Source organism: Rhodococcus sp. AD45-ID, from assembly GCF_003023755.1.
GTDB lineage: Bacteria > Actinomycetota > Actinomycetes > Mycobacteriales > Mycobacteriaceae > Rhodococcus_F > Rhodococcus_F globerula.
In genome coordinates, this window is sequence record NZ_PYHL01000001.1 from 2,425,018 (window position 1) to 2,439,097 (window position 14,080).

17 protein-coding genes are annotated in these 14,080 nt (G+C 61.5%); 13 read left to right on the top strand and 4 right to left on the bottom strand.

Annotated features, from left to right (window positions below):
- Positions 1–20 precede the first annotated feature (20 nt).
- From C7T36_RS11095 to C7T36_RS11105, 3 genes are all read left to right on the top strand, one after another.
- Positions 21–869, top strand: a complete 849-nt coding sequence (locus C7T36_RS11095) for an LLM class F420-dependent oxidoreductase (RefSeq protein WP_045065350.1) — start codon at positions 21–23, stop codon at positions 867–869.
- 69 nt (positions 870–938) lie between these two features.
- Positions 939–1,688 carry an SDR family oxidoreductase gene (locus tag C7T36_RS11100; protein WP_045065353.1) on the top strand — a complete coding sequence of 250 codons (750 nt, stop codon included), beginning with the start codon at positions 939–941 and terminating at the stop codon, positions 1,686–1,688.
- A 63-nt stretch (positions 1,689–1,751) separates the two neighbouring features.
- On the top strand, positions 1,752–2,213 hold the full coding sequence (locus C7T36_RS11105; RefSeq protein WP_045065355.1) for an Rrf2 family transcriptional regulator: 462 nt from the start codon (positions 1,752–1,754) through the stop codon (positions 2,211–2,213).
- Positions 2,214–2,219: 6 nt separating this feature from the next.
- Here the strand turns inward: C7T36_RS11105 and C7T36_RS11110 are convergent, their stop codons facing one another.
- Positions 2,220–3,104, bottom strand: coding sequence for a helix-turn-helix transcriptional regulator (locus tag C7T36_RS11110; RefSeq protein WP_045065357.1), 885 nt, complete (start codon positions 3,102–3,104; stop codon positions 2,220–2,222).
- A gap of 136 nt (positions 3,105–3,240) precedes the next feature.
- On the opposite strand from C7T36_RS11110, the gene C7T36_RS11115 reads away from it, so the two are divergent.
- The 5 genes from C7T36_RS11115 to C7T36_RS11135 all read left to right on the top strand — a co-directional run bounded on the left by C7T36_RS11115 (position 3,241) and on the right by C7T36_RS11135 (position 7,711).
- Positions 3,241–4,278, top strand: coding sequence for a zinc-dependent alcohol dehydrogenase family protein (locus C7T36_RS11115; RefSeq protein ID WP_045066747.1), 1,038 nt, complete (start codon positions 3,241–3,243; stop codon positions 4,276–4,278).
- A gap of 3 nt (positions 4,279–4,281) precedes the next feature.
- Positions 4,282–5,751 (top strand): MFS transporter, encoded by a 1,470-nt coding sequence (locus C7T36_RS11120; RefSeq protein WP_045065358.1) that lies wholly within the window; start codon positions 4,282–4,284, stop codon positions 5,749–5,751.
- A gap of 9 nt (positions 5,752–5,760) precedes the next feature.
- The gene (locus C7T36_RS11125; RefSeq protein ID WP_045065359.1) at positions 5,761–6,174 is read left to right on the top strand and encodes a cupin domain-containing protein; all 414 of its coding nucleotides are present in this window, start codon (positions 5,761–5,763) and stop codon (positions 6,172–6,174) included.
- Between the two features lie 27 nt (positions 6,175–6,201).
- On the top strand, positions 6,202–7,182 hold the full coding sequence (locus tag C7T36_RS11130) for a zinc-binding dehydrogenase (RefSeq protein ID WP_095887305.1): 981 nt from the start codon (positions 6,202–6,204) through the stop codon (positions 7,180–7,182).
- Positions 7,183–7,252: 70 nt separating this feature from the next.
- The gene (locus tag C7T36_RS11135; protein ID WP_045065361.1) at positions 7,253–7,711 is read left to right on the top strand and encodes a hypothetical protein; all 459 of its coding nucleotides are present in this window, start codon (positions 7,253–7,255) and stop codon (positions 7,709–7,711) included.
- Positions 7,712–7,716: 5 nt separating this feature from the next.
- On the opposite strand, the gene C7T36_RS11140 is transcribed toward C7T36_RS11135, so the two are convergent.
- On the bottom strand, positions 7,717–8,367 hold the full coding sequence (locus C7T36_RS11140) for an alpha-ketoglutarate-dependent dioxygenase AlkB (RefSeq protein ID WP_204368953.1): 651 nt from the start codon (positions 8,365–8,367) through the stop codon (positions 7,717–7,719).
- 94 nt (positions 8,368–8,461) lie between these two features.
- On the opposite strand from C7T36_RS11140, the gene C7T36_RS11145 reads away from it, so the two are divergent.
- From C7T36_RS11145 to C7T36_RS11155, 3 genes are read left to right on the top strand one after another with little or no spacing between them, the layout of a single operon-like run.
- A complete protein-coding gene (locus C7T36_RS11145; protein WP_084702501.1) occupies positions 8,462–8,812 on the top strand; it encodes a helix-turn-helix transcriptional regulator in 351 nt (116 codons plus the stop codon).
- Entirely contained in the window at positions 8,809–9,291 is a 483-nt protein-coding gene (locus C7T36_RS11150; protein WP_045065363.1) for an SRPBCC family protein, read from the top strand. The genes C7T36_RS11145 and C7T36_RS11150 overlap by 4 nt, the downstream gene beginning before the upstream one ends.
- A gap of 40 nt (positions 9,292–9,331) precedes the next feature.
- Positions 9,332–9,760, top strand: a complete 429-nt coding sequence (locus C7T36_RS11155) for a VOC family protein (RefSeq protein ID WP_045065366.1) — start codon at positions 9,332–9,334, stop codon at positions 9,758–9,760.
- On the opposite strand, the gene C7T36_RS11160 is transcribed toward C7T36_RS11155, so the two are convergent.
- Together C7T36_RS11160 and C7T36_RS11165 are read right to left on the bottom strand one after the other, a co-directional pair.
- Positions 9,723–10,016, bottom strand: coding sequence for an Ada metal-binding domain-containing protein (locus C7T36_RS11160; RefSeq protein WP_084702504.1), 294 nt, complete (start codon positions 10,014–10,016; stop codon positions 9,723–9,725). The genes C7T36_RS11155 and C7T36_RS11160 overlap by 38 nt on opposite strands.
- Positions 10,006–10,725 (bottom strand): 2OG-Fe(II) oxygenase, encoded by a 720-nt coding sequence (locus C7T36_RS11165; RefSeq protein WP_045065368.1) that lies wholly within the window; start codon positions 10,723–10,725, stop codon positions 10,006–10,008. The genes C7T36_RS11160 and C7T36_RS11165 overlap by 11 nt, the downstream gene beginning before the upstream one ends.
- 206 nt (positions 10,726–10,931) lie before the next feature.
- On the opposite strand from C7T36_RS11165, the gene C7T36_RS11170 reads away from it, so the two are divergent.
- Both C7T36_RS11170 and C7T36_RS11175 read left to right on the top strand, forming a co-directional pair.
- Positions 10,932–12,269 (top strand): ABC1 kinase family protein, encoded by a 1,338-nt coding sequence (locus C7T36_RS11170; protein WP_375128908.1) that lies wholly within the window; start codon positions 10,932–10,934, stop codon positions 12,267–12,269.
- 77 nt (positions 12,270–12,346) lie between these two features.
- The gene (locus C7T36_RS11175) at positions 12,347–14,062 is read left to right on the top strand and encodes a CdaR family transcriptional regulator (protein ID WP_239654638.1); all 1,716 of its coding nucleotides are present in this window, start codon (positions 12,347–12,349) and stop codon (positions 14,060–14,062) included.
- Positions 14,063–14,080 lie beyond the last annotated feature (18 nt).

Genomic DNA, 14,080 nt, shown 5'->3' on the forward strand with positions numbered 1-14,080 from the left:
ACACTCGGGTTACCACCACCATGACTGAACCGACGCAGACACCTGACCTGGGCACCTACGGAATCTGGCGAGGAGCCGCCGGATTGAAACCGGATCTGGGGGCGGCAATCGAGAAACTCGGGTTCGGCACCATCTGGATCGGGGGTTCACCGCGAGCGGACCTTCTGGTGGCCGAGAAGCTACTCGACGCAACGGAACGCATCACCGTGGCGACCGGGATCGTCAATGTCTGGTCGTCTCCCGCTGCTGAAGTTGCCGAGTCGTACCACCGACTCGAAGCCAAGCACCCGGGACGGTTCCTCCTCGGAATCGGCATCGGGCATCCCGAAGCCACCGGCGACTACTCGAAGCCGTACGCCACTTTGGTGTCCTACCTCGATGAACTCGACGCGGCTCAGGTTCCGGAATCTCGTCGTGTCCTCGCCGCTCTCGGCCCCAAGGTATTGAAGCTGTCGGCTGATCGAGCTGCCGGTGCGCATCCTTATCTGACAACTCCGGAACACACCGCCGAAGCACGCGAGATTCTCGGGCCGTCGAAAATTCTTGCGCCGGAACACAAAGTTGTTCTCGAGACCGATCCGGACAAGGCGCGAGCGGTCGGCCGTCCGGCTGTCGCCAATCCATATCTGCACCTACGTAACTACACGACCAATCTCGAACGCCTCGGCTTTGCACCCGACGAAATTGCGAACGACGGAAACGATCGTGTCATCGACGCGCTGGTGGCCTACGGGACCGCCCGTTCCATCGCGGACAGGTTGCGTGAACATATTGCGGCCGGGGCCGACCACGTTGCGATCCAGGCGCTTCCGGCCGATGGTGATCCAATTGCGACGTACGAGGCATTGGCCGCAGAACTGTTCCGGTAACTCTTGACTTGGATAAGTCGTGTCCGAGTATACTTGGACACGACTTATCCAAGTAAAAAGGAGACAGGCATGAAGATCGTCATTTTCGGGAGCGGGCTCATCGGAAGTCAGGTCGCGTCGAAGCTCGGCGACGCCGGGCACGACGTGAAGGCACTCGGCCGTGCGGACGGTATCGACACCACCACGGGCGAAGGCCTCCTCGAAGCCGTGACCGGTGCAGATGTGGTCGTGGATCTTACAAATTCCCCTTCGTGGTCGGACGACGACGTCATGGCCTTCTTCCGCGACGGAACTGGCCATATCCTCGCGGCGGAGGAGAAGGCGGGCGTCGGGCACCACGTCATCCTGTCCATCGTGGGTGCCGATCGACTGTCTGATTCCGGGTACATGCGAGCCAAGGTCGCCCAGGAAGACCTGGTCAAGGCCGGCCCGATCCCCTACTCGATCGTCCGCTCGACCCAGTTCTTCGAGTTCATCGCCGGAATTGCCGATGCCGGGACCGTGGACGGCACAGTCCATGCAACGCCGGCGCATCTTCAGCCGATCGCGTCGCGGGACGTCGTATCTCACGTCGCCGAGGTTGTGACCGGCCCGCCGTTGAACGGGACGGTCGAGATCGCCGGACCCGAACCGCTGGGTATCGACGAATTGGTACGGCGCCTGTTCTCCGTCACCGGGGACGACCGCTCGGTGACGCCCGATCCGGAGGCCGGCTACTTCGGCGCGAAACTCGACAGTGCCGCGCTCACACCGACTCCCGGCGCGAACGCCTGGGTTGCGCCGACAACACTGGACGAGTGGTTGGCCTCGAAGGCCTGAAAAAAGACAACACCACCGATGTCCGCCCCAAACCGGTTTCCACGGCGTCGATAGAGTTCTGGCATGAAGCTTTCCGGAGGAGTGGAGTGGTCGCTCCATTGCTGTGTGGTCCTCAGCCAGGCGCAAGGCCCGGTCCCCACGGCCAGACTCGCCGAACTGCACGGGGTGTCGAAGACATACCTGGCAAAACATCTGCGCGCCCTGGCGCAGGCCGGTCTTGTCAATCCGACTGAGGGCCGCGACGGTGGATACGTCCTGACCCGGCCACCCGAAGACATCACAGTTCTCGACGTCGTTCAGGCCGTCGACGGTAAGGAACCTGCCTTCCGGTGCACGGAGATTCGGCAACAAGGGATCCTCGCCGCGCCACCGGAGCAGTGCCTCGCCCCGTGCGGTATCGCCAAGGTTATGGCCGACGCCGAAAAGGTATGGCGTGCTTCGCTGTCGGGAGTCACCATTGCAGATCTTGCGGCAACTCTCGATCTCCCCGCTCTCAAGAAAGTTCTGGCGGCACCGTCGAACTGAGTGCTCCTACCGGGAAGATTCCTTGTCGTTGGCGGGGTCCAACTGATCCTGGGTAGCCGCCCAACTCGCCAAGACTTTGAGCGCATCTGCCGTCGGAGTACCCGGCGCCGCGGTGTAGACCAGCAGCGTCAGCCCGGGGTTGGACGGAAGTTCCATCGCCTCGAAGTTCAGCTCGAGGTCTCCGACAACGGGATGATGCACCTTCTTGAAACCTGTTCGATGAAAGCGCACATTGTGTTTCGCCCATCGCGTGCGGAATATCTCACTGCGCGTGGCTAATTCACCGATCAGTTCGGTCAGCGCCTTGTCGTGCGGGTTCTTCCCCGCCTCAGATCGGAGCATTGCCGCAATATCATCGGCGGCACGTTCCCAGTCGGTGAAAAATTCCTGCGAAGCCGGGTCGAGGTACACAAACCGTGCATTGTTCGCGGGACGACGTGGATCCGCCAATACCGGCGAATACAGCGCCCGGGCCATGCGATTGGCGGCCAACATATCGTGCCGGGCGTTGCGAACCCACGCCGGGGCGTCGGTGATGGCGTCGAGTATCTGCTGAATGGCCGGACTGACACCTTTGGGTGCTGATCGGCGCTTCGGCGGAGCCGACGCACTTGCGGTCTTCGCCAGATCGAACAGGTGATCCTGCTCGGCCTCGTCGAGTTGAAGTGCCCGGGAAAGACTTTCGAGTACCGAGTCCGATGCTCCGGCCAGATTGCCGCGTTCCATTCGCACGTAGTAGTCGATGCTGACACCCGCCAGCAAGGCAACTTCTTCGCGGCGCAATCCTTTGACCCGACGGTTTCCGCCGTACGCCGGTAGTCCCGCCTGCTCGGGAGTGATACGTGCACGGCGGGAGCTGAGGAACTCGCGGATCTCGGCTCGGTTGTCCATGCCGATTACGTTACTCGAGTCGTCGAACCGCAGGGAGGTACTGCCGGTACCTGGAACGACAGGAACTCCCGCCAGGGTGATGCGGACGGTTCACTGGGTATCGACACCGCGAACCGAACAACCAAGGGGATTCATCATGCGCGCAACCATCATGTACAGCGCCGGAGACGTTCGCGTCGAGAACGTGCCTGACCCGGCACTGCAGCAGCCGACCGACGCCCTGGTACGCATCGTTCGAGCATGCGTCTGCGGATCCGACCTACATCCGTACCACGACATGCCTGCCACACCGGGCGGCACTCCGATGGGCCACGAATTTGTCGGCGTCGTCGAAGAGGTCGGCGGCGACGTAGCCACGCTGAAGAAAGGCGACTTTGTCATCGCCCCGTTCGCCTGGTCGGACGGAACCTGCGAGTTCTGCCGCGAAGGACTGCAGACGTCGTGCCGCCATGGCGGATTCTGGGCAGGAAACGGCATCGGTGGCGCCCAAGCGGAGGCCATCCGCGTGCCACTGGCAGACGGCACCCTCGTCAAAGCACCCGTCGGCGAAGACTCGGAACTGCTCCCCTCACTGCTCACCCTGTCCGATGTCCTGGGCACCGGCTACCACGCTGCCGTCAAGGGTCGAGTGAACGAACGCACCTCGGTCACCGTCATCGGCGACGGCGCAGTCGGCCTCATGGCGGTTCTCTCCGCCAAACGACTGGGCGCCGAGCGGATCATCCTCATGGGCCGTCACAAGTCGCGCACCGATCTGGGCATCGAGTTCGGAGCAACCGATATCGTCGCCGAGCGCGGCGACGAGGGCATCGCCAAGGTCCGCGAACTGACCGGCGGTGACGGCACCCATGTTGTACTCGAAGCCGTGGGCCACATGCCCGCCTACGAGCAGGCGATCGGTGTCGTCCGCCCCGGCGGTGTCATCAGCCGCGTCGGTGTACCCCAGTACGAGGTGGCACCCGTCGGTTTCGGCAGCCTGTTCGGACCCAACGTCACACTCACCGGTGGTCCCGCTCCCGTGCGCGCGTACATCGAGGAGCTCATGCCAGACGTTCTCGACGGAAAGATTCAGCCGGGCAAGGTTTTCGACCGAACAGTCAACCTCGACGAGGTACCGGACGCCTACCGCGCGATGGACACACGTGAGGCACTCAAAGTTCTTGTTCGGCCGTAATCCATGACCACCGTCGACACTGCCCGGACCGGTCGCGTCAACTCCACGGCAATCCTCGCGATCATTCTGATCAGCTACTTCATGATCCTGCTCGACAACTCGATCATCTTCACCGGGCTGCCAAGCATCGCAGCCGAGATGGGGTATTCGGCGACCGGGTTGTCCTGGGTGCAGGACGCGTACACCCTCGTGTTCGGCGGCCTTCTCCTTCTCGGCGCGAGACTCGGCGACATCTTCGGCCGTCGCCGCGTCTTTGTTGCCGGGTTGGCGATCTTCGCAGCCGCGTCGTTCCTGGTCGGGGTTGCTCCCAACGGTTGGTGGCTCATCGCGGCCCGCGCCCTCCAGGGCGTCGGCGCCGCGGTGGTCGCACCGGCATCACTGTCACTCCTGACGGCAAGCTTCCCGCCAGGGCGCGAACGGACACGCGCGGTTGCCTGGTACGGCGCAGCCGCCGGAATCGGCGCGAGCCTCGGCCTCGTGATCGGCGGTGCCCTTGCCGATTGGGTGTCCTGGCGCGCAGGATTTTTCATCAACGTCCCGATCGGCATCGCGATGATCGTTCTCGCACCGCGGTTCATTCCCGAAACAAAGCCGAGCACAGGACGTTTCGATGTAGCCGGCGCCGTCTACGCCACACTCGGAATGGCCGCACTGGTCTTCGGCATAGTCAACTCCGCCGAAGCCGGATGGGCATCACCGACCACCTTCCTGACGCTGACCCTCGGTGCGGTTCTCCTGGCTCTGCTGATTCGCAATGAATCGCGCGCGGAGCAACCCATCATGCCGCTTCGACTCTTCCGCTCTCGCGAACGATCCGGTGCCTACGCCGCCCGCATGCTGTATCTCGGCGCCATGATCGGATTCTTCTACTTCACCACTCAACTTCTGCAGGGCGCAATGGGTTTCAGCGCTTTCCAAGCCGGTGTGGCCTTCTTCCCGATGACTGTCGTCAATTTTGCAGTTGCACTGCTGATTCCGCGATTGACCCCTCGATTCGGGAATGCTCCGTTGCTCGCCGCGGGTGTGGCACTCACATTGGTAGGTATGACGTGGCTCAGCTTCGTGCATTCGGGCAGCACTTATCTGAGCGGCGTTGCACTACCGATGATCTTGATCGGCGCAGGCCAAGGTCTCGCGTTTGCGCCGCTCACCGCTGCCGGAATCGCCGGGGTGAAGGCCGACGACGCCGGAGCCGCGTCCGGACTGGTCAACACAGCACACCAACTGGGTAGCGCACTGGGACTCGGCATTCTCGTCGCGATCTCAGCCGGGGCCGGATCCGCTGCGGAATCCCCGAAAGAAGCACTCACCGAGCATGTCTCGACTGCACTGACCGCAGGTGCCGGCCTCCTTGCCGGTTGCCTCGTCATAGTTCTTGTCTTCATCGTGCCGCCAACGGGTAAACGAAAAACAGGTCGAAGAAGTGCGAGTTTGCAGAGACAGTCAATCGAACATCGTTCATCCACAACATAAGGAATTCCCATGGAGATTCTGAAGCAACCGCCCACGAGCAAAGCTCCCGCAGACTGGTTCACCGGCGACGTCTGGTGGGACGTCATCTACTCAGGCCAGGAACCGTCACGCATGCGCGCCAACATGGTTCGCTTTGCGCCGTGCTCACGCACAGACTGGCACTCCCACGCGCTGGGGCAGACCTTGCACATCGTGTCCGGCACCGCCCTGATTCAGGCTCGCGGCGGCGAGATCATCGAGGCCCAGCCCGGCGACACCGTCTACACACCACCCGGCGAAGAACATTGGCACGGTGCGGCACCCGACCACTTCATGACCCACCTCGCATTGTGGGAAGGCCCCAGCGACGGCAGCACGGAAACCACGTGGGGCGACAAGGTCACCGACGAGGAATACAACGCCCCTCGTAGCAATCGCCGATGAAGTCCGAATATCAAGGAGCGCAACATCGTGACTGAGACCATGACTGCACTGTTCGGTGGGCAGGGCCCGGACTGGGTGGCCCGCGAAGTTCCCGTTCCCGAGCCTGGCCCCGGACAGGTTCTTGTGCGCACTCATGCCGTCGCACTGAACAACGCCGATCCGCAGATGCTCGCTGAGTTCGACACACCGGGCTCCGACAACGCGTACGTCGCCGGATACGAATTTGCCGGTGACATAGCAGCACTCGGCCCCGGTACCCACAACCTCACAGTGGGCGATCGTGTCATGGGAACTGCGCCGAGCAGTTTCGCACAGTTCGTCCTCGCGGATTACCGGCACGTCATAGCCATGCCCGACAACCTGGAATACAACGAAACCACAGCCCTGCCGACCGCACTACTCACCGAACACGGGGCTCTGATGCTCGCCGGCTACACGCCGGGACAGACGGTACTCATCACAGCGGCCACGTCAGGCATCGGCCTGCTGGGAGTTCAGATCGCGAAGGCGCTGGGCGCAGCCGCCGTCATCGGCACCACACGATCTGCGGACAAGGAAGACGTATTGATCAAAGCCGGCGCAGACACCGTTGTCGTCACGACGAATCGAAATCTCACGGACGCCGTACTCGAAGCAACAGAAGGTCGAGGAGTCGATGTCGTACTCGACCACGCCGGCGGGCAGACTCTAGCCGCCTGCTTACCCGCCACCCGAGACGGCGGGCACCTCGTCAATATCGGACGCCTCGACGCCGCGCAGTCCACGATCGACCTGGACGCGCTCTCCTACCGCCATCTTCACCTGCATGGAGCATCATTCGGCTTCGGTCGAGCAGAAGAACTCGGGAACGTGATTGCTGCTCTCGCCGACGAGGTCATGCCTGCTGTCGCCGACGGTCGGATACGTCCCGTCATCGACAGCATCTATCCCTTCGCGGAAGCGGCCGACGCGGCACACCGCATGCGTAGCGGCAATACCGTCGGAAAGATCGTGATGCCGATGCCCTGATCGATCTGTGCGTCACACCCCAACAGGATGAATGGTTCGTTTTCGGTCTGACTCATGGCACGCTGATCCCATGGAGCCTCTCGAACCGATGCGGCCGGTGAGCGTTCACGCGCCGATTCAGACGTCGACCCCGAGATGGAAATCTGCGGCGGCCATGCTGGGAACGATGTGCGTCTTTGCGTATGCCCTGCTCTCGACTAGAACCGGAGCCGGCCCTGTTGTGATGGGAGTTGCCGTCGGCGTTGTCGGCATAGTCCTCTATGCCATGTCGATATCGCGCACTCTCAGAGAGAACTCGGGCAAACGCATACCGATGTGGGGCGCCCCTCCGGTGTCTCCGCGCGAGATGGACCTGCTTGCCGGAGTCGGTATGCCGTTGTTTGCAGCCGGCACCTTGACTGCACTCCGGGCGTCGGGAATGAATTGGTCATTTCTCTTCCTCGGGCTGTGCGTGATGGTGTCAGTTCTCGCTTTGATACTTCCTGCCCTCATCCATAATTCACGCGTGAAACGGGCACTGTCAGCCTGAGAACTTCACCGCATTCCGGTATCCCGAAGCGTGATGTTCAACCGGCCGGACATCAATCCGCTGTCCGGATATGCGCTTCCTGCAATTACTTTCGGGACTCCGTGATAAGCGAAGCGTGAGGCACCGCCGAACACGAAAAGATCGCCGGACTGAAGTTCGATGTCGGTGTACGGCTTATTGCGATTCTCAGTGTTCCCGAACCGAAAGACACAACTCTGGCCGATGCTCAGGGACACGACGGGCGCGTCGCAGCGCTCGTCCTTGTCCTGATGCATTCCCATCCGGGCGCCGTCGTCGTAGAAGTTGATCAGCGCCGTGTCGGGGGTGTAGATCTCACCTGAATCTCCATAGGCAGCCGTCACGGCTTCACGTCCCAACGCGATCAGCCACTCGGGTAGTGGGGCTACAGCCGCACCGTTCACGTCGTCGGCCGTACGCGTGTATTTGTAGGGCTGCCAATGCCAGCCGAGGCACACGGTTTGGACGGACATCTTGTGTCCACCCGGAACCACCGCCGAGCGCATCGGGACCGGCGCGGTTGCCCACTGTCGACATTCGCTCACGAGCGTGCGCTGCTGGTCCAGGCCCAGCCAATCCGGAACGTGGACGGCTCCCGGGGATACCTCCATCCGCGGGCGCGGGATCAGCGCGTTCATGAGTTCCAGGCTAGTAGGCGCCGAGGCATTGACACTCTGCACCTCGACTCGTATCGTAATCAACAGATTGGTTGATAAAGGAGATGGTTGACAAGTGATCGTGGATCCCGGGGCCGATGATCGTCTCGACAAGGCATTCATGGCACTTGCCGACCCGGTACGACGACGGATCATCGCCCGCCTGAGTACCGGACCCCAGACGGTCAACGAGCTGGCCGAGCCGTTCGAAATCACGAAACAGGCTGTCTCCAAACATATTCAGGTACTCGAAGCCGCGGGTTTGGTCACTCGCAGCCGCGACGCCCAGAGGCGCCCAGTGCATCTGAATGCCGCGGCACTCGAGGCTTTGACGGCCTGGATCGACCGCTATCGACTGGTCCACGAACAACAGTTCCGAAAACTTGATCACCTACTGCACACCACACAGAAGGAGACACAGACATGAGCACCACCAATCCCGTCACGATCACGGCGCCCGAGGGCGTTCCGTTCATCGACATCACGCGCGAATTCGACGCACCCGTGAGTGCCGTGTTCGCGGCCCACTCTGATCCCGAACTGGTCAAGCAATGGCTCGGCCCCAACGGGTACGAGATGGACATCGAGGAATACGACTTTGTCAGCGGCGGTCGATACAAGTACATCCACCGCGATCCAGAGGGTGGCGAGTACACGTTCAACGGCGTTTTCCACGTTGTTCGTGAGAACGAATTTGCCATCCAGACCTTCGAATACGAGGGCTTTCCCGATGTGGTCAGCATCGAATCCATGACGTTCGAGGATCTGGGCAACGGGCGCACCCGCCTCTCCGGCCACTCCGTATATCCGAGCCTCGAGGCGCGCGACGGCATGATCGAGAGCAATATGGAGCGCGGCGTCGTCGAAGGTTACGAGCGCCTGGACAAGATCGTCGCACAGTCCTGATCACCTGTTTGCCCGATTACTCACTGCGGAAGGCACTCTCATGGATTGGACCCTCGAAGTAGTCATCGTTCCGGTCAGCGATCTCGAGCGCTCCATTGCGTTCTATCGCGATCAGGTGGGATTCAATCTCGATCACCACACCGTGAACGAGCACATGACGGTCGCCCAGCTCACGCCACGTGGATCGGGTTGTTCCATCGTCATCGGCAACCTGCCGTCACAAACCGAGATGCCTCCCGGCTCGTTGAAGGGCCTGCAATTGGTTGTGTCCGACGCGGCAGCGGCCAGGCAGGAGCTCATCGACCGGGGCGTCGACGCCAGCGAGGTCACAGTTTTCGACGAGCGTGACGGCGGCACCCTCTTCGGGTTCTCCGATCCTGACGGCAACACCTGGGCGGTTCAGCAACTGAAGGTTCGCGGTGAAAAGCCACTCATTCCGAAGGAGTACCAGGACCGCTTCGGCCAGTAGAAGCAGCCTTCCACACTGCGTAGTCCGCGGGCATGCAGACAGCACAGGGTCGATAGCCGGCCGCAATCGCGGTCGGCTCGTCGGCGAAGAACACCCGACTGGCGACATACCCACCGCGCGCGATTGCGCGCGCGGCCCCTCGGCAGTCGAGTCGACCGTAGATCTTCGTTTTCCGGTGTCCACCAAGCACCCCGGGCGTCTGACTCTCGTACGGTTTGTTGTGGGCGTCGCGGAGGATGTACGACTTATTCGGCATCATGAAGCACCAATCCCAATGTTCGACGCGCCCCTGACCGCACGACGCTGACACCATGTCGCACAGGCGCTCTGGACCAACCGCGCGCGCTGGGAACCGGCCTGTCCCTGGTGGTGAAAATCAGGGCATGTCCTTGCTCGAGCACGGTGACGGTTCCCTTGGACTGGGCCCTGGCTCGCTGCTCCACCATCATGAATTCACCGCCCGTGTAATCGATGTGCGGCTTGTCCAGCCCGATCACCACTTGCATCGGAAATACCAACTCGCCGTACAGGTCCCGGTGCAGCGCATTCCAGTCACCAGGGCCGTAGGACAGCAGAATCGGCGTCGGACGCTGTTGGCCGCCGTCATGGCACAACTCGATCCATTCGTCGAAGGTATCCGGCCAGGGCGCGTGGTCCCCCAGCTTGAAAGCCCACTCACGCGAAACAGGCAGAAGCTGCCGGTAGAAGGCGGCTCGCATGGCCGTGATCGGATCCGGTACCGGATCACGGAAGTATCGGTACTCCCCTTGCCCGAATCGGTACCTGGCCATGTCGATCGTGCTCCGAAATCGGCCCACCTCCGCGTACCAGGACGCAATTTCCTTGCATTCCGACTCGTCGAGCAACGGTCCCGTCTGCGCACACCCGCTCGTGTTGATTCCCTCGATCAGCGCAGGCCAATCGAGGGAATCAACACGAGCGGGCAAATCGGTGAACTGGTCCATACGAAGTAGACGATGCTGCGCGCAGAAACGTGAGAACGGCCCCTGCTGTACGTAGGCTGAGGCATTGCCCGCATTCGACAAGTTAGTGTGACTCGGCATACTGACTAAAGTCGAACGTCGAACAAGGGAGAGCCGTGCCGGACCACACACGACGTCCAGTCGGTCCCTACTCTTCAGGGGTGCCCGTAGGCGCTCTCGACGTACGTATGCCTGACCTGGAACGATTCGGCCTCCCTCAGCTGTGGCGATCGGCAGTCATCGCGGCGGTGTTGTCCACGTCGATCATGCTTGCCCTGATCGTGTGGCCGTTCCGCAGACGCGGACGCACCATCGCGGACGCGGCTTCCGACGGCTTGGTGGACGGCTTCATCACCCTCGGCCCGACGTTCGTGAAGCTCGGACAACTGGTTGCGTCGTCGTCAGGTATTTTCCCGGCACCACTGGCGAATGCGTGTCTTCGGTGCCTTGACGACGTGCCACCTTTCCCAGCGCAGCAGGCTCGCAGCGTCGTGGAAGCCGACCTCGGATACTCGATCTCCGAACTGTTCGCGACGTTCGACGATCATCCGCTGGCGGCTGCATCGGTGGCGCAAGTGCATGCGTGCGTCCTGCACGACGGACGTGAAGCCGTCATCAAGATTCAGCGGCCGGGTATTTACGCCCGCATGCTCATCGATCTCCGGGCCGCATATCGAGGCGCGAGAATTCTGGAGAAGTTCGTCGAATTCCTACGGATAGCCAACGCCACGGCCATTATCCGCGACCTGCACAGTGCCACGATGACGGAACTGAACAGTGCCGTCGAAGCCGATCGGCAAACAACGTTCCGGAACAACATCGGCACTTTCGGCGACAACAAGGGCGTGACGACACCCGAGGTGTACTGGGATTACTGCGGGCCGCGGGTGATATGCATGGAGCGAATGCGCGGTGTTCCTCTCGATCGCTTTGTCGCGAGTCCGGACGGCGTCGACGAAGCCCGCATGCTTATTCGACGCGGCGTGAAAGTATGGCTCGAATCCGTCATTGTTCACGGACCATTCCACGGCGATGTTCACGCCGGAAATCTCTGGGTCCTCGATGACGGTCGGATCGCGATGCTCGATTTCGGAATTGTCGGAGTTCTCCCCGAAACGTGGCGAACAATTCTCACCGACATGTTTCGTGCAACATTGATCGACGGAGATTTCGCCCGTGTCGCCCGCGGTATCCGTGCCTTGGGATACGCCACCGACTACGAGGTGGACGACGACCAACTCGGCTTGCAGGTTGCCACCGCTTTGGCGCCGATTCTGGGCCGCGACCTGGGAGAACTCAAATTGAGTGAACTCATCATGGCGTTGATCCAGTTGGGCAGACAGTGGGGTGTGGCCAGCCCCGAGGAATTGGTTCTGTTCGGCAAGCAACTCGGATATTTCGAGCGATATGCCACCGCGCTCGCACCGGGCTGGGTTATCGGTCAGGATCTTTACCTTTTCAAGAATGTCTTTCCCGACGACGTCACGGCCAAGGCGCACAATTTGGGAATCACCCTTCCGGAATAAATCTGTCGAACTTAACTACTACGACAATCCAGGCGTGGGGATTAATCTGTTACAACCCCCTGCGCAAGGAGCACGCCGTGCAAACAGCACCCGCCACCATTGCCGAGAAGAAGTCCGCAGACAACCGAATCAGCGGATCGACCCCTGCCACCACTATCGGCACGCTCATCTCGTCATTCGACAGTTCCATCATCGAATTACTCGTCAGTCCGGGTGGGCTGGACGTCGAAATTCGATCAATGGCACTCCTCGAAGACTCCGATATCGACGGCACGGAACCCGCGGGCGCACTGTCCGACGTATATTTGCCGGTCGGAGTCCTGATTGATTCGGTGATCGACTGGCTGGTCGCGTCGGAGCACAAGCCGAAGCTGATGCTCGTCAAGAATGCCGTCAACGAAAGCGCATTGCGGGCGGCTGCGGAAAAGTCGGGAATCGCGCTCGCGTCCGTTCACCCGCAGGCCAGCTCCGGTCATATCTACTCGCTGATACAGCAGTTGCTCATCAAGAACACCTACCGCCGTCGTACAACTGCTCAGGGTTCTGGGCTTGACCCCACTGGCGATTCCGATTTGTTCGCGCTCTCCGAGACAGTCGCAGAACTGACCGGCGGCTTGGTCACGATCAACGACAATGCCCAGCACATCCTTGCCCATTCCACCGGACACGAGAATGAGGACGAATTACACCAACGCTCGGTGCTCGGCCGCGAATGGCCGAGCGGCTACAGCGAATGGCTACAGAAGCGAGGCACATTCGAACATCTACGACGCTCGGACGAGATCATCGACATCCCGGCCGCACCGGAGTTCGGCGCCGCGCACCGGTTGGCCGTCAGCATTCGGCGCCGCGGCACAAGCGTCGCTACCTCCGGCGTGCACCAGCAGCATCTCGGAACCATCTGGGTCCAGACTGCGGGAACACCACTTCACGACGGTTCCGACGAGGTGCTTCGCGGCGCAGCAGAAGTGGCCTCACGCATCGTGATCCGGATCCTCGACGCGTCCCGCCGAGAGAGCGCCCAGATCCAGCGACTGTTCGGCGCCCTTGGCGGCGGAGTCGATATCACTTCCTTGGCGGATTCACTCTCACTATCCCTCGACGGACCGGCCGCAGTGGTGGGATTTGCGACCACCGAGCAGACGCCGGCCGAGTTGCGGCGGATGACGAACTCACTGCGCCTGCACGCCAGCGCTTTCCGACGTGACGCCGTCACCACGGCGATAGTCGACCGGATATACGTGCTCTTCCCTCTTGCAGAAGGCGAATCGCTGATCAGCGATTGGGCCTCCGACACAGTTCACTACCTGGAGAGTTCGACGGATATCGTCGCGCGGGCTGCGGTCGCAGTGATGATTCCCCGGCTGTCCGGGGTGCCAGAGGCCCGAAGAGAAGTCGACCGGGTGCTCGACGCTCCCGGCGACACGCCCTCCCGCGTCACAACTCTGGCTGCCTCCCGCACCGCAGTACTACTCGGCGAAATCCTCGACCTGATCGGGGACAACGACCGACTGCGCGATCCCCGGGTGGATCGATTGTTGTCTTACGACGACAAGAACTCGTCGGACATGCAATTCACACTCACGAGCTACCTCGCTGCGTTCGGTGATGTGAAAAAAGCTGCGGCCCTGCTGAAAGTGCACCCCAACACGTTGCGGTACCGCGTCCGTCGCGCTGAGCAGATCATGGGAATCTCGCTCGACGAACCGGACACACGACTACTGACAGAGCTTCAACTAGCACTTGTCAGCCGGGAACCGTCCGAACCCGAACGGCTGACACCCACCCTCTGACGCCCACCGCTCCGTCCG